16 protein-coding genes are annotated in these 15446 nt (G+C 64.3%); 6 read left to right on the forward strand and 10 right to left on the reverse strand.

Annotated elements, in window-relative coordinates; genetic code table 11:
• Nucleotides 1-14: 14 nt before the first annotated feature.
• The 6 genes from atpA to P7F68_RS18440 all read right to left on the reverse strand — a co-directional run bounded on the left by atpA (nt 15) and on the right by P7F68_RS18440 (nt 4124).
• A complete protein-coding gene (atpA, locus tag P7F68_RS18415; RefSeq protein WP_277835326.1) occupies nt 15-1553 on the reverse strand; it encodes a F0F1 ATP synthase subunit alpha in 1539 nt (512 codons plus the stop codon).
• Between the two features lie 12 nt (nt 1554-1565).
• Nucleotides 1566-2099 (reverse strand): F0F1 ATP synthase subunit delta, encoded by a 534-nt coding sequence (locus P7F68_RS18420; RefSeq protein ID WP_277835328.1) that lies wholly within the window; start codon nt 2097-2099, stop codon nt 1566-1568.
• A 3-nt stretch (nt 2100-2102) separates the two neighbouring features.
• The gene (locus P7F68_RS18425) at nt 2103-2576 is read right to left on the reverse strand and encodes a F0F1 ATP synthase subunit B (protein WP_037982477.1); all 474 of its coding nucleotides are present in this window, start codon (nt 2574-2576) and stop codon (nt 2103-2105) included.
• 47 nt (nt 2577-2623) lie between these two features.
• Nucleotides 2624-2869, reverse strand: coding sequence for a F0F1 ATP synthase subunit C (atpE, locus tag P7F68_RS18430; protein ID WP_002925444.1), 246 nt, complete (start codon nt 2867-2869; stop codon nt 2624-2626).
• 65 nt (nt 2870-2934) lie between these two features.
• Complete coding sequence (atpB, locus tag P7F68_RS18435; protein ID WP_002925446.1) at nt 2935-3780, reverse strand: F0F1 ATP synthase subunit A; 846 nt, start codon at nt 3778-3780, stop codon at nt 2935-2937.
• Nucleotides 3781-3782: 2 nt separating this feature from the next.
• Nucleotides 3783-4124: an ATP synthase subunit I gene (locus tag P7F68_RS18440; protein WP_002937654.1), complete on the reverse strand. Its 342-nt coding sequence runs from the start codon at nt 4122-4124 to the stop codon at nt 3783-3785.
• Nucleotides 4125-4358: 234 nt separating this feature from the next.
• Here P7F68_RS18440 and P7F68_RS18445 point away from each other — a divergent pair, with 234 nt between their 5' ends.
• A complete protein-coding gene (locus tag P7F68_RS18445) occupies nt 4359-5693 on the forward strand; it encodes an MFS transporter (protein WP_277835343.1) in 1335 nt (444 codons plus the stop codon).
• On the opposite strand, the gene P7F68_RS18450 is transcribed toward P7F68_RS18445, so the two are convergent.
• The 4 genes from P7F68_RS18450 to mnmG form a co-directional block, all read right to left on the reverse strand.
• Nucleotides 5690-6541: a ParB/RepB/Spo0J family partition protein gene (locus P7F68_RS18450; protein ID WP_002925451.1), complete on the reverse strand. Its 852-nt coding sequence runs from the start codon at nt 6539-6541 to the stop codon at nt 5690-5692. The two genes, P7F68_RS18445 and P7F68_RS18450, sit on opposite strands and share 4 nt — an antisense overlap.
• Before the next feature lie 14 nt (nt 6542-6555).
• A complete protein-coding gene (locus P7F68_RS18455) occupies nt 6556-7326 on the reverse strand; it encodes a ParA family protein (protein ID WP_002925454.1) in 771 nt (256 codons plus the stop codon).
• Between the two features lie 104 nt (nt 7327-7430).
• A complete protein-coding gene (gene rsmG / locus P7F68_RS18460; RefSeq protein ID WP_270068946.1) occupies nt 7431-8084 on the reverse strand; it encodes a 16S rRNA (guanine(527)-N(7))-methyltransferase RsmG in 654 nt (217 codons plus the stop codon).
• On the reverse strand, nt 8081-10009 hold the full coding sequence (mnmG, locus tag P7F68_RS18465) for a tRNA uridine-5-carboxymethylaminomethyl(34) synthesis enzyme MnmG (RefSeq protein WP_277835348.1): 1929 nt from the start codon (nt 10007-10009) through the stop codon (nt 8081-8083). The genes rsmG and mnmG overlap by 4 nt, the downstream gene beginning before the upstream one ends.
• A gap of 409 nt (nt 10010-10418) precedes the next feature.
• Between mnmG and P7F68_RS18470 the strand changes: the two genes are divergently transcribed.
• From P7F68_RS18470 to P7F68_RS18490, 5 genes are all read left to right on the forward strand, one after another.
• Nucleotides 10419-10784, forward strand: a complete 366-nt coding sequence (locus P7F68_RS18470) for a response regulator (protein ID WP_002925461.1) — start codon at nt 10419-10421, stop codon at nt 10782-10784.
• A 2-nt stretch (nt 10785-10786) separates the two neighbouring features.
• A complete protein-coding gene (locus P7F68_RS18475; RefSeq protein ID WP_277835350.1) occupies nt 10787-12061 on the forward strand; it encodes a methyl-accepting chemotaxis protein in 1275 nt (424 codons plus the stop codon).
• 8 nt (nt 12062-12069) lie between these two features.
• Nucleotides 12070-12390, forward strand: a complete 321-nt coding sequence (locus P7F68_RS18480; protein ID WP_277835352.1) for an STAS domain-containing protein — start codon at nt 12070-12072, stop codon at nt 12388-12390.
• 18 nt (nt 12391-12408) lie between these two features.
• Entirely contained in the window at nt 12409-14634 is a 2226-nt protein-coding gene (locus P7F68_RS18485; protein WP_002925467.1) for a chemotaxis protein CheA, read from the forward strand.
• A gap of 39 nt (nt 14635-14673) precedes the next feature.
• Nucleotides 14674-15446, forward strand: a 773-nt coding sequence (locus tag P7F68_RS18490; protein WP_277835354.1) for an MCP four helix bundle domain-containing protein, incomplete at its 3' end; no start/stop codon positions are given.

Raw genomic sequence — 15446 nt, forward strand, 5'->3', positions numbered from 1 at the left:
CTCCCTCGCCAGTCTTAGGCCCAGCTCTTCTTGAACTCGGCGATCGCGGCAGCCAGGGTCTTTTCGCCGTCGGCGTCCAGTTCCTTCTTGCTCAGGATCGAGGAGACCAGGTCAGCCTGCTTGGTCTTGACGAACTGCAGCAGCGCGGCTTCGAACGGCAGCACGCGAGCGACATCGACATCGTCGAAGTAGCCGTTGTTGACCGCGTAGAGCACGATGGCCATGTCGGCGATCGACATCGGTGCGTACTGGGCCTGCTTCATCAGTTCGGTCACGCGGCGGCCACGCTCGAGCTGCTTGCGGGTCGCATCGTCCAGGTCGGAAGCGAACTGAGCGAAGGCAGCGAGCTCGCGGTACTGCGCGAGGTCGGTACGGATACCGCCGGACAGCTTCTTGACGACCTTGGTCTGCGCAGCACCACCGACGCGGGACACCGAGATACCGGCGTTGATCGCGGGACGGATACCGGCGTTGAAGAGGTCGGTCTCGAGGAAGATCTGGCCGTCGGTGATCGAGATGACGTTGGTCGGCACGAACGCGGAGACGTCGCCGGCCTGGGTCTCGATGATCGGAAGGGCGGTCAGCGAACCAGTCTTGCCCTTGACTTCACCGTTGGTGAACTTCTCGACGTAGTCGGCGTTCACGCGCGCGGCGCGCTCGAGCAGACGGGAGTGCAGGTAGAACACGTCGCCCGGGTAGGCTTCACGGCCCGGCGGACGGCGCAGCAGCAGGGAGACCTGACGATAAGCCCAGGCCTGCTTGGTCAGATCGTCATAAACGATCAGCGCGTCCATGCCGCGGTCGCGGAAGTACTCGCCCATGGTGCAACCGGCGTAGGCGGCCAGATACTGCATGGCGGCCGATTCCGACGCGGTAGCGGCGACGACGATGGTGTACTCCATCGCGCCGTTCTCTTCCAGCTTGCGCACGACGTTGGCGACGGTCGAAGCCTTCTGGCCGATGGCCACGTACACGCAGTACATGTCCTGGCCCTTCTGGTTGATGATCGCGTCAACCGCAACCGCGGTCTTGCCGGTCTGACGGTCGCCGATGATCAGCTCGCGCTGGCCGCGGCCGATCGGCACCATGGAGTCAACCGACTTCAGGCCGGTCTGCACCGGCTGCGAAACGGACTGGCGGGCGATGACGCCCGGCGCGACCTTTTCGATCTTGTCGGTGAGCTTGGCGTTGATCGGGCCCTTGCCGTCGATCGGCTGACCCAGGGCGTTCACGACGCGACCGACCAGCTCGGGGCCGACGGGCACTTCGAGAATGCGGCCAGTGGCCTTGACGGTGTCGCCTTCGGTGATGTGCTCGTATTCGCCGAGGACCACCGCGCCAACGGAGTCACGCTCGAGGTTGAGCGCCATGCCGAAGGTGTTGCCAGGGAATTCCAGCATTTCGCCCTGCATGACGTCGGTCAGGCCGTGGACGCGGCAGATGCCGTCGGTCACGGAGACGACCGTGCCCTCGTTACGCGACGTGGCGGCGAGCTGCAGGTTCTGGATCCGGCTCTTAATCAGATCACTGATTTCAGAGGGGTTGAGTTGCATATATGTATGCTCCTAGTTCTTAAGCGCAGCGGCCATGTTCGCGAGCTTGCCGCGGACCGAGGCGTCGATGACTTCGTCGCCGACGGCAATGCGGACCCCACCGATGAGTTCGGGGTCCAGGCTGACAGTTACGTTGATCGCGGCCTTGAAGCGAGCTTCGAGGTCCGCCTTCAACGCAGCCAGCGCTGCATCGTCGAGCGGGAAGGCAGAGGCGATCTCCGCCTCCAGGACGCCTTCGTGTTCGTTCTTGAGTGCAACGAACAGGTCACGGATCTCCGGAAGCACCAGCAGGCGTTCGTTGTCGATGAGGACACGAACGAAGTTCTGCTGTTCGGCGGTCAGTTCACCCGTGACTTCCTGCATCAGCTTGTCGAGCTGTGCGGCAGAAAGGTTGGGGTTCTTGAAGCACGCCTGCATGTCGGGATCGGCCGCCACGGAGGCGAGCCGATCCAGCGCTTCCGACCAAGGCCCCAGCGCACCTGCCCCGCGAGCCAGCTCGAAGGCGGCATCGGCATAGGGGCGCGCGATGGTGACGTTCTCGGCCATGACTTATTGCAGTTCCTGTTTCAGGTTGGCAAGCAGTTCGGCGTGCACCTGGACGTTGATCTCGCGGCGCAGGATCTTCTCGGCACCGGCAACCGCCAGATGGGCGACCTGGTCGCGGAGAGCTTCCTTGGCACGTTGCGCTGCGACGCCGGCTTCGGCTTCGGCAGCTTCACGCGCTGCGGCAATGATGCGACCGGCTTCGGCGCGGGCTTCGTCGATCAGCTGGCTCGCCTGCTTTTCAGCAGAGGTACGCACGTCACCCGCGGATTCGCGGGCCTTGCGCAGTTCCTCGACGACCTTCTTCTCGGCGAGTGCCAGATCGGCCTTGGCCTTGTCCGCAGCTGCCAGCCCGTCTGCGATCTTCTTCGCACGCTCATCCAGTGCCTTCACGATGGGCGGCCACACGAATTTCATCGTGAACCACGCCAGAATGAAGAACACAACGAGCTGGGCTATCAGAGTTGCGTTCAAATTCACGGTTCTTGGCCCTCAGGTTGGTTCAAAAAAGGATGAACTCGAACCGATCAGAGCTGGAACGGGTTGGCGAAGGCGAACATCATGGCGATACCGACACCGATCAGGAACGCGGCGTCGATCAGGCCGGCCAGCAGGAACATCTTGGTCTGCAGGGCGTTCATCAGCTCGGGCTGGCGCGCCGAGGCTTCGAGGTACTTGGAACCCATGATGCCGATACCGATACAAGCACCGATGGCACCGAGACCGATGATCAGACCAGCAGCCAGAGCAACAAAACCCAGAACGTTTTCCATGACGACTCCTTAGTGGGGAAGGTGAGTTTAAAAACTAGGTACTGCGTTGAAGATGAAACCGAAACTTAGTGGCTCTCGTGCGCCTGACCGACATACACCAGGGTCAGCATCATGAAGATGAAGGCCTGGAGCAGGATGATCAGGATGTGGAAGATCGCCCAGATGGAACCCGCGATCACGTGACCAACGAAGCCGAACACGGTGGCGGTGCCGCCGAGCAGCGCGATCAGGATGAAGATCAGCTCGCCAGCGTACAGGTTGCCGAAGAGTCGCATGCCGTGCGAGATGGTCTTGGCGAGGAACTCGATGATCTGCATCGCGAAGTTGATCGGGTAGAGCACCGGGTGGCTGCCGAAAGGCGCGGTGAAGAGCTCATGCACCCAGCCGCCAAGACCCTTGATCTTCACGTTGTAGTACAGGCAGAGCAGCAGCACGCCGCAGGACATGCCCAGAGTGGCGGACAGGTCGGCAGTGGCCACGACGCGCATGTAAGCGTGGGCAGGATCACCGCCTGCGGCGGAATAGATGCCGGTCCAGAGCATGGGGATGAGATCGACCGGCACGAGGTCCATCGCGTTCATCAGGAAGATCCACACGAACACGGTGAGCGCGAGCGGGGCAACGAACTTGCGCGACTCCGGGCTGTGGATGATGCCCTTGGCCTGGTCTGCGACCATCTCGACCAGGAGCTCGATGAAACCCTGGAAGCGCCCGGGGACGCCGGAGGTCGCCTTGCGAGCGGCCAGCCACAGGATGAAGATGGTCAGCAAACCGAGTCCGATCGAAAACACCATCGAGTCGATATTGATGATGCTGAAATCGACGATGTTTTCCTGGGGGTGCCCGGAATTGTTGAAGTGTCCGAGGTGGTGGGTCACATACTCGGATGCGGTGGGAGCGTTTCCAGCCATGGTCAGGTCTTCACCAAAAATGCAAATAAATTCGCTTTCAGCGCCAGAACGAGCCCGATCAGCATGCCCCCCCAGTGGAGGTCAGGATAAACGGCCCACACCAGCACCAACAATCCCACTATCGAGGCGACCTTGATGAATTCGCCTGCGACGAAGGCAGCCACCGTCGCCGACCCGGTCTTGCGCGTCATGGCCGTAAGGCGCATGGCGAACATCCAGCTCGGCAATACACACGCCAGACCCGCTGCTGCTGCCGAGATCGCCCCGGCAACTCCGAACAGCGCGGCAGAAATCAGCGCGGCGAGGAGTGTAGCTAGCAACTGCAGTATGACGGCTTTAAGCATCGGTGTAACAGCTCCTGCGTCAAACGCGCGCAGGCGACCGCCCAAAATCCCGCGGATGGTAGGGGTTAACCGCAGTAAAGTCAAACCTCGGTTGCATCGCAGCAAGCACTTCCCGAAGCGTCGTGTATCTTATAGAAGTTGTATCACCAGCGGGGGCCGCAATGAACCGATCTGCGACAGTTCGCGCCGCCCGCCCCCAGTCACCTGCACTGCAGCCACAGCCCCCGCACAATCATGATCCGTACCCGCAAGGCCAGTCGCAGGGAGATCTTCGGCTGGTGCATGTTCGACTTCGCAAACCAGGCCTACACACTACTGATCATCACGGTGGTGTTCGGCGACCTGTACACCCGGGTGATCGTTGGCGACGCCCCCGATTACAGGCTCGGCAACCTGCTCTGGAGCCTTGCACTGTGCATCAGCTATGCCATGGTCGTGGTGAGTGCGCCGCTGCTCGGTGCGGTGATGGACCACGCGCAGGCCAAGAAGCGCATGCTGCTGGCGAGCTACCTCGTCACCGTGGCGAGCACCGCCATGCTCTACCTGGTCAGCCCGGGATACGTGTGGCTGGGGTTCGCGCTCATCGTGATCTCGAACACGGCCTACTCCGCAGGAGAGTCCTTCATCGCCAGCTTCCTGCCTTTCCTCGGCGACAGCCACGAGATGGGGAAGATCTCGGGCCTGGGCTGGGCGCTCGGCTACGCGGGCGGCCTGGTGTCGGCCGGGTTCGTGCTGCTCTTCCTCGGCGAGGTGAGCGCGGAAAACTTCGAGCGCATGCGCTGGGTCGGCCCCTTCGCCGCGGCCTTCTTCCTGCTCGCCGCCATCCCGACCTTCCTGTGGGTACGCGAGCCTCGAGTGGGCCACCATCGCCGGCTCGACGCGGCGGTGCTGCACGGCGCCTATGCGCGCCTGCTGGCGACCTTGCGCTCGGTATCGCAGTTCCCGGACCTGGGTCGGCTGTTCATGTCCATCCTGTTCGCGATGGCCGGGGTCTATGTGATCGTGGCCTTCTCCTTCATCTACGGCGCCCAGGTGATCGGATGGAGCGAGGCCACGCGCAACCTGATGTTCATCGTCGTGCAGATCACCGCCCTGCTGGGGGCGCTGCTGTTCGGCGCGCTGCAGGGGCGGCTCGGCGGACGTCTGACCTATTCGCTCACCCTCGTGCTGTGGATTGCAGCCATCCTGGCGATCTACTTCGTCGGCGAGCTGACCGCAGGCCTCAACAGGCAACTCGGTATCGAACTGAAGGTCGAGGAGGTATTCCTGTTCGCCGGGCTGCTGTCCGGCCTCAGCCTGGGTTCGAGCCAATCGGTGGGACGCGCCCTGGTGGGCATGTTCGCACCTGAGCAACGCGCGGCCGAGCTGTTCGGCTTCTGGGGCCTGTTCAGCAAGCTGGCGGCGATCTTCGGCATCTTCGGCGTCGGCCTGCTGCAGTGGCTGTTCGGCCTGCAGGGCGCAGTGCTGTTCTGCATCCTGCTGTTTGCGCTGGCCTTGCTACCGCTCGCAGCGATCGACGAGGCGCGCGGCATCGCCGCCGCGCAGCGCGCAGACGCGCCTGCGCCCTAGCGCAGGCGGCCGAGCAGGCCGTCGAGCTGGTCGAGGCTGCCGAAGCGGATCGTGACCTCGCCGGCCCCCTTCTTGTTGGCCTTGATCTTCACCGTCGCGCCAATCGCGTCCGACACCTCTTCCTCGAGCCGCAGCAGATCGCGGTCGGGCTGGGGCGCAGGCTTCTTCTGGCGCGGGTTGAGGATCTGCTGCACCAGGCGCTCGGTGTCGCGCACCGACAGCTGACGGGCGGCGACCTGGTTGCCGAGCTGGATCTGGCTGGCGCCGTCGAGCGGCAGCAATGCGCGCGCATGACCCATGTCGATGTCGCCCGCCATCAGCAGTTCCTGCACCGGCTTGGCAAGGTTGAGCAGGCGCAACAGGTTCGACGCCGCCGGACGCGAGCGGCCGACCGCATCCGCGGCCTGCTGGTGGGTCATGGCGAACTCGTCGATCAGGCGCTGGATGCCGCCGGCCTCTTCGAGCGGGTTGAGGTCCTCGCGCTGGATGTTCTCGATCAACGACATCGCCAGCGCGGCTTCGTCGGGGATCTCGCGCACCAGGCAGGGCACTTCGGCGAGGCCGGCAATCTGCGAGGCCCGCCAACGGCGCTCGCCGGCGATGATCTCGTAGGCATCGTCGCCTACCGGGCGCACCATGATCGGCTGCATGATGCCCTGCGCCTTGATCGACGCCGCGAGCTCTTCGAGCGAGCCGGGGTCCATGCGTGTGCGCGGCTGGTACTTGCCCGGCTGCAGCGCGATCGTGGGCAGCGTCTGCAGCTCGCCCTTGTCGGCTTCGTCTTCCTGGTTGGCTGCGAGCAGCGCATCGAGGCCGCGGCCAAGGCCCTTGAGTCTGGGTTTGTTCATGTCGGTTCCGGTCTTCAGAAGGTCTTCGCGCGTTCGATCATCTCGTGCGCAAAGGCCATGTAGGCCTGCGCACCCTTGGCCGCCTTGTCGAACACCACGCCCGGCATGCCGTGACTGGGCGCCTCGGCCAGGCGCACGTTGCGCGGCACGATGGCTCGGAACACCTTGTCGCCGAAGTGGCCCTCGAGCTGGGCGGAGACCTGTTGCTGCAAGGTGACGCGGGGGTCGAACATCACCCGCAGCAGGCCGATGATCTTGAGGTCGCGATTGAGGTTGGCATGCACCTTCTTGATCGTGTTGACCAGGTCGGACAGACCCTCGAGCGCGTAGTACTCGCACTGCATCGGGATGATGACGCCGTTGGCGCAGCACAGGCCATTGAGGGTGAGCATCGACAGCGAGGGCGGGCAGTCGATGAGGACGAAATCATAGTCGGCATCGAAGGCAGCGAGCGCGTTGCGCAGGCGTTTCTCACGCTGATCCAGATTGACCAGCTCGACCTCGGCACCGGCGAGGTCGCGGTTGGCCGGCAGCACGTCGTAGCCGCCGGTGGGCGAGGGCACGCGGACGCCGGCGAGGTCTACCATGCCCACGAGCAGGTGATAGACCGAGCTCTTCAAGCCGCGCTTGTCGACCCCGCTGCCCATGGTCGCGTTGCCCTGCGGGTCGAGGTCGATCAGCAGCACGCGCTGTCCGGCCTGGTGCAGGGCAGCAGCGAGATTGACGCAGGTGGTGGTTTTGCCCACCCCGCCCTTCTGGTTGGCAACGCAGAAAATCTTGGCCATGTCGGTTCAGGCTGTTCCGTATGCAGGGATCGCACGCAGGGTGCGAGTCCCGGAGTGTACTTCAATGCGGCGCCGCAGCAGACGCCCCTCTTCAGGGCTCAGTATCAGGCACGACGGATGACCAGCAGGTGACGCTCGGCATCCAGCCCGGGCACCACGAGCGCGTGGGTCTCCGCCACCACCCACCCGGCGGGCAGCGCAGCGATCTCGTCAGCCGGGTGGGCGCCCTTCATCGCGTACAACGCACCCCCCTCTGCGAGCAGATGGCCCGAAAGGTTCACGAAATCGGCCAGACTCGAGAACGCCCGCGAGATCACGCCTTCGGCCGCACCGCCGGGCAGGCCTTGGGCCTGCACCTGTTCGACGCGCTTGTTGAGCACGCTGAAGTTGCCCAGCCCGAGCTCGATCTTCGCCTGTTGCTGGAAGCTCGCCTTCTTGCCCACGGTCTCGATCGAGCTGACCACCAGACCCGGACGCACGATCGCCAGTGCCACGCCCGGCAGCCCGCCACCGGAGCCGATGTCGGCCAGCCTGCTCACGCGCTCGAGGTGCGGCAACACCGCCAGCGAATCGAGCAGATGATGGGTGATCACCTCCTGCGGGCTACGGATCGCGGTGAGGTTGTAGACCTTGTTCCACTTGAGCAGCAGCTCACCGAAGGCGAGCAGGCGATCGACCGTTTCCTGCGGCAGGGCAAGTCCGAGAGCGGCGACCCCATCGCTGAGCTGTGCCGCCCAGGGCTGCAGGCGGCCGCTCATGCCGCAGGCCTCCGCGCCGCCTCGTCCGCGGCCACACCGGTGCGCGCCGCCAGGTCGCGGCGCTTGAGCCACACCAGCAGCAGCGAGATCGCCGCCGGGGTCACGCCTTGAATGCGGCCGGCCTGGCCGATGGTTTCCGGCTTGTGCAGGTTGAGCTTCTGCTGCACTTCCTTGGACAGGCCGCGCACCTGGGCATAGTCGAGTTCGACCGGCAGGCGGGTGGCCTCGGCCTGGGCCTGCTTCGCCACCTCCTCCTGCTGGCGGTCGATGTAGCCCTGATACTTGGCGGCAATCTCGATCTGCTCGATGACCTGCGCGTCGGTCTCGCGCTCTTCCGGCGCTCCAGGCAGGCTCATCAGCGTCTCGTAGCTGGTCTCGGGCCGGCGCAGCAACTCGAAGTAGCGCTGCTCGCGCTCGAGCGCCTTGCCGAGCACGCGTTGCTGGTCCTCGGCGGGAATCGCCTCCGGTCGCGCCCACGCCGCCTTCAGTTGCGCGGTGCCGCGCTCGATCGCCTCGCGCTTGGCACAGAAGGCGGACCAGCGTTCGTCATCCACCAGGCCAAGCTCGCGGCCCTTCTCGGTCAGGCGCAGGTCTGCATTGTCCTCGCGCAGGCTCAAGCGATACTCGGCACGCGAGGTGAACATGCGGTAGGGCTCGGAAACGCCGCGGGTGATCAGGTCGTCCACCAGCACGCCGAGATAGGCCTCGTCGCGACGCGGACACCATGGCTCGCGACCCTGTACCTGCAGCGCCGCGTTGGCGCCGGCGAGCAAGCCTTGCGCAGCGGCCTCCTCGTAGCCGGTGGTGCCGTTGATCTGGCCAGCGAAGTACAACCCGCCGATCGACTTCGTCTCCAGGCTGGACCTGAGGTTGCGCGGGTCGAAGTAGTCGTACTCGATCGCATAGCCGGGGCGCAGGATGTGAGCGTTCTCCAGGCCGCGGATGCTGCGCACGATCTGCAGCTGCACGTCGAAGGGCAGCGAGGTCGAGATGCCGTTGGGGTAGATCTCGTGCGTCTCCAGCCCTTCCGGCTCGAGGAAGATATTGTGGCTGTCCTTGTCGGCGAAACGGTGGATCTTGTCCTCGATCGAGGGGCAATAGCGCGGCCCCACGCCCTCGATCACGCCCGAATACATCGGCGAGCGGTCGAGGTTGGCGCGGATCACGTCGTGCGTGCGTTCGTTGGTCTGCGTCATCCAGCACGGCAGCTGACGCGGGTGCTGGGCGGCGTTGCCGAGGAAGCTGAACACCGGCACCGGATCGTCGCCCGGCTGGATGCTCATTACCGAGAAGTCGATGGTGCGCGCATCCAGCCGCGGCGGCGTGCCGGTCTTGAGTCGGCCCTGCGGCAGCTTGAGCTCCTTCAGGCGCGCGCCGAGCGAGATCGCCGGCGGATCGCCCGCGCGCCCGGCCGAGTAGTTCTGCATCCCGACGTGCACCAGGCCGTTGAGGAAGGTCCCTGCGGTCAGCACCACCGCCGGCGCCTCGAAGCGCAGGCCGATCTGGGTGACCACGCCGGTGACGCGGTCGCCGGCCACGGTGAGATCATCCACCGCCTGCTGGAACAGCCACAGATTGGGCTGGTTCTCCAGCCGACGCCGGATCGCCGCCTTGTACAGCACGCGGTCGGCCTGGGCGCGGGTGGCACGCACCGCCGGGCCCTTGGAGGCGTTGAGGATGCGGAACTGGATGCCGCCCTCGTCGGTGGCCGCCGCCATCGCGCCGCCGAGCGCATCGACCTCCTTGACCAGGTGGCCCTTGCCGATGCCGCCGATCGAGGGGTTGCAACTCATCGCCCCCAGCGTCTCGATGTTGTGGGTGAGCAGCAGCGTGGCTGCGCCCATGCGCGCTGCGGCAAGCGCAGCCTCGGTCCCGGCGTGACCGCCGCCGACCACGATGACATCGAAACGAGTGGGATAGAGCATGGCGCGCTCCGGGCTGCAATGCGTGAACAAGGGGCGAGATTCTACGCCTTCAACGCCCGAGCGGCCAGGCATGCGCCCCATGTTTCACGAAATTACGCATTTTAAACAGCTGCTTATCACTTACCGTCGGGCAAGACCCAAGAGAGGCGACCACCCACCCGCCTTGCTCCGTCCCCGTCCGAGCGGTCCAACAAAGGCATCCGCACGCTAAAGTCCTCGCGCCAAGCCCCCGTTAATATCCCCAACGATTGGACTACAGTAACGACATTCGCTTCGAAGTGTGACATGGTTCGCGGAGCAGCCCGTGTAGGGACGAGGTTTGTAGACCTTGATCAAAGCCCAGTTCGCTGCTCGATGATGTCATGCCGGTGCCCTTCCCCATCATCAAGACCGACCCGGTTAACTCACAATGAAAACCATCTTCCTCGTCGATGACTCCGCCACCATCCTGCTGTCGATCTCCGGGATCCTGAGCAAGGCTGGCTACGCGGTAGAGAAAGCGCCGAGCGCGCTCGACGCCCTCAAGAAATTCCAGGGCGGCGTCAAGGCAGACCTGCTGATCACCGATCTCAACATGCCGGGCATGAACGGCATCGAGTTCATCAAGGAGGTGCGCAAGCTGCCCGCGTATCGCTTCATGCCGATCCTGTTCCTGACCACGGAGTCGCAGCAGTCCAAGAAGGCGGAGGCCAAGGCGGCAGGCGCTTCCGGCTGGATCGTCAAGCCCGCCTCGGCAGACGAACTGCTCAATACGATCAAGCTCGTCATGCGCTGACCATGAACTCCTCGATCTTCCTGCGTCGGTCACTGGTGATGCTGGGCGCCATCGCGCTCGCGGCCGGCGTCACGGTGTTCCTGTTCAACGAGTGGTTCAACGCCAGCTTCCTGCCGGCGCTGGGCATACCCCAACCGCTCGGAAACGCGATCGGCGCAATGTTGATCGTCTTCGCGGCCTATCTCGGGGTGCGCCTGGTATCGCTCGCCGTCTTTCGCGACGCAGCATTCGGCCAGGAGATCACCCTCGACACGCTGCAGAACAACCGCGAACAAGCCAGCCAGGTCTGCCGGGAAATCGCCGTCGAGCTACGTGCCGTGCCGGCTTTCAGCGACGTGCTGCGCAAGCAACTCGACAGCGTCGTGCAGCAGACCGAACAGGCTGCCTACGACATCGGCGAGCGTCTGCAGACGATTGACGACGTGGTCAATCGGCTCAACACCTTCGTCACCGAACAGTCGAACGAGTCGTCCGAGAGGGTGCATAGCTCGGAATCGCGCATCGCCAACAACCAGAAGCTCATCCGGCGCATGCAGCAGTACATCGACCATCGCATCCAGGAAGCCCGGCAGGACCAGGAGCGCGTCGCCCAGGTGGTCCGCGAGGCACGCTCGCTGGAGTCGCTGACCAAGCTGATCAAGGACATCGCGGCACAGACCAACCTGCTCGCACTCAATGCCGCGATCGAGGCAGCGCGGGCGGGCGAAGCCGGTCGCGGCTTTACGGTCGTTGCCGACGAGGTTCGCAAACTATCGACCGAGACGGAAAATGCCGTGCAGTCGATCAACCTTGGCATCCAGAGCGTGGCCTCGACGATCGAGACCCAGCTCAAGGAAAAACTGGCCGCCACCGATCTCGACGACGAACGTGACGCGCTAGGCCAGTTCGCCGTGCAGCTCGCCGAACTCGGCCAAAGCTACGAAGACATCCTGCAGAATCAATCCAGCGCAATGGACACGGTGCGCCAGAGCAGCAACGAACTGGCAGCGATGTTCATGGATGCGCTGGCGAGCGTCCAGTTCCAGGACGTCACCCGGCAGCAGATCGAACACACGGCCGAATCGCTCAGTCGCCTCGACCAGCACCTGGGCGTACTCGCCGAGCGGCTCGATCAGAGCGACAACCCCAGCTTCAGCTACACCCCGCTCGCAGAGCACCTGGAAGAGATCTATGGCCGTTACGTGATGGAGCAACAGCGCCAGACGCACGAGCAAGTCACCGGCAAGACATCGTCAGGTACCGTAGCGGCAGCAAATCCAAAGATCGAACTTTTCTGAGTACGACCATGCCTGCGCGCAAGAAAAAGACCGGGGATCGCATCGCCATCGCCGAGGACATGAGCATCTACAACGCTGCAGCACAGAAGCAGCAGCTCATCGACGCACTGCACCACGCAGCCGAGCGCCTTGAGATCGACCTCTCCGGCGTCGCCGAAATCGACACCGCCGGCTTCCAGCTTCTGATGCTGGTCAAGCGCGAGGCACGCCGACTCGGCAAGGAGGCACAGATCATCGCGCACAGCGAGGCAGTACGCGACGTGCTCGATTTCTACAACATGGCAGCCGAGTTCGGCGATCCGCTGCTTATCCCGGCAAACCAGGCCTGATTCCGGACGCGCAGAACCATGGACGAGATCACCACCGTATTCGTCACCGAGAGTCGCGAACAACTCGCAACCCTCGAGTCGGCCCTGCTGCAACTCGAGAACAGCCCCGACGACGACGACACCCTGAACGCGATCTTCCGTAGCGCGCACACCATCAAGGGGGGCGCCGCGGTCATCGAATGCGGCTACATCGTCGCCTTCACCCATGTGGTCGAGAACGTACTCGACAAGTTGCGCAACCGCGAGATCAAGCTCGACTCAGACCTCATCGCGCTGCTGCTGGGCTGCGGCGACCACATCGGCAATCTGCTCGGCGTGCTCGAATCCGCTGCCAGCAGCCCCGACCCCGACCTCGCCGCCGAGGGCGAAGGGCTGCTCGCCCGCCTGCAGCGCGACTGGCTGTCGGAGACGAAGGCCGACTCGAGCTCGGGGCCGCCAAGCGCCATGCCGCCACCGATCGAGAGCAGCGGTGGCGGCATGGTCGAAACCGATTGCTGGCATATTTCGCTGCGCTTCGGCCCCGACGTGCTGAGGAACGGCATGGACCCGCTGTCCTTTCTGCGCTACCTCGGCAGCATCGGGCGCATAGAGCGCCTGGAGACCATTGCCGACGCGATGCCGAACGCGGAGGACATGGATCCCGAGGCCTGCTACCTCGGCTTCGAGATCAGCTTCTCGTCCAATGCCGACAAAGCCGCCATCGAGCGCGTCTTCGACTTCGTGCGTGATGACTGCAGCCTGCACATCCTGCCGCCGCACAGCCGGCTGGACGACTACCTGGCGCACATAAACGCCCTGCCCGAAGACCCGATGCGCCTGGGCGAGATCCTGGTGAAGGTGGGTGCGCTGACCCAGGCCGAACTCGACGAGGGGCTCAGGCTGCAGCACGCAGACGACGGCGAAACCGTGCTGGCCGAGGCTCAGGACGCTCCCGCCGAGCCCCACCCGATCGGCGAGATCCTCGTCGAGCACAAGGTCGTCCAGGCCGAACTGGTCGATGCCGCGGTCGCCAAGCAGAAGCAGGTCACCGAAAAGAAGGTCGCCGAGGCGCGCCTGATCCGCATTCAGGCCGACAAGCTCGACCGCCTCATCGACCTCGTCGGCGAGCTCGTCATCGCCGGCGCCAGCGTCAGTCTTCTCGCCAGTCGCAGCGGCCTGGGCGAGCTGGTCGAAGCCAACTCCATTACCAGCCGCCTGGTCGAGAGCATTCGTGACGCTGCGCTGCAACTGCGCATGGTGCAGATCGGCGAGACCTTCAACCGCTTCAACCGCGTCGTGCGCGACACCGCACGCGAGATGGGCAAGGACATCGAGCTGGTGATCAGCGGCGGTGAAACCGAGCTCGACAAATCCATGGTCGAGAAGATCGGCGACCCGCTGATGCATCTGGTGCGCAATGCCATGGACCATGGCCTGGAGCAGCCTGCCGCGCGCGAGGCCAAGGGCAAACCGGCGCGCGGCCGGCTCGAACTCAACGCCTTCCACGACTCGGGCAGCATCGTCATCGAGGTGGCAGACGATGGCGCCGGCCTCAACCGCGACCGTATCCTCGCCAAGGCGATCGAGCGCGGACTCGCCCAGCCTGGCCAGGCCCTGTCGGACGCCGAGATCTACAACCTGATCTTCGAGCCCGGCTTTTCCACCGCCGAGAAGGTCACCAACATTTCCGGCCGTGGCGTCGGCATGGACGTCGTCCGCCGCAACATACAGAGCCTGCGCGGCAGCGTCGAGGTCAGCTCCGAGATCGGCAAGGGCTCGCGCTTCGCCATCCGCCTGCCGCTCACGCTGGCGATCATCGACGGCTTCCTCGTCGGCATCGGCGATGCCGCCTACGTCATCCCGCTCGACAGCGTGGTCGAGTGTGTCGAGCTCTCGGTGGATGGCTTCACCCGCGACTACGTCAACCTGCGCGGCGAAGTCCTGCCCCTGGTGCGGCTGCGCCAGATGTTCGACATGGCGGGCGAGGCACCGGCGCGTCAGAACGTGGTCGTCGTACAGTACGCCGGGATCAAGTCCGGCATCGTGGTCGATCAGCTGATGGGCGAATTCCAGACCGTCATCAAGCCGCTCGGCAGCATTTTCCGCCACATCAAGGGGATTGGCGGCTCAACCATCCTCGGCAGCGGCGAGGTCGCACTCATCCTCGACGTGCAGGCATTGGTTCAGCGCTGCGCTTCGAGCGAGGAGCAACGCGCCGGCGGCCACGCCACCACGCGCGCACCCGCCTTGGCAGCCCGCAACTGACGGCGACCTGGCTCGCATCGATTTTTCCTGGAGTACATCATGAAGAACCTGAAGATCGGCATCCGGCTCGGCATCGGCTTCGCCATCGTGCTGCTGCTGCTGGTCGCCATCGCGGCCGTGGGCAGCCTGCGACTGAGCAACCTGCAGGCCGAAATCACCGACATCGTCAGCGACAAGAACGTCAAGCTGTCGACCTCGAACGAGATGATCTCATCGATCAACCTGATCGGGATGTTGCACCGGAACATGCTGATCATGCGCGGCGAGCAGGACCTGCGCGACTTCGCGCAATCAACAAGCGCAGAACGCGCCAAACTGCTGCGCAACCTGGAAGCCCTCGACCGCCTGAACTACAGCGACGAAGGCAAGCGGCAGCTCGAATCCATCAAGTCCACCCGGCAGGCTTTCATCGGTCTGCAGCAAGAGTTCGAGGGGCTGATCCAGCAGCGCGACTTCGACACGGCGACCGCCATGTTCTCGGCGACCTATCGCCCAGCCTTCCTCGCCTATCTCGACGCGCTCAACAAGTTCATCGCCTACCAGACCGCGCTCACGCAACAGATCGGTGGCAATGCCGAAGTGCTCGCCGAGCGTTCCGTTACCGTACTGATCGGGCTGGCGATCGCCGCGCTGCTGGTCGGTATCGGCTTTGCCATCTTCATCACGCGCTCGATCACGCGCCCGGTGGGCGAGGTGAGCGCCGCTGCCGAGCGCATGGCCAGGGGCGACTTCGCCTTCGACCTCCAGTCCGACGCCAAGGACGAGGTGGGTAGCGTGGTGCGTGCAGTGGCCGGCGTCCAGACCAGCGTCAA

The organism is Thauera mechernichensis (assembly GCF_029588855.1).
Classification (GTDB): domain Bacteria; phylum Pseudomonadota; class Gammaproteobacteria; order Burkholderiales; family Rhodocyclaceae; genus Thauera; species Thauera mechernichensis.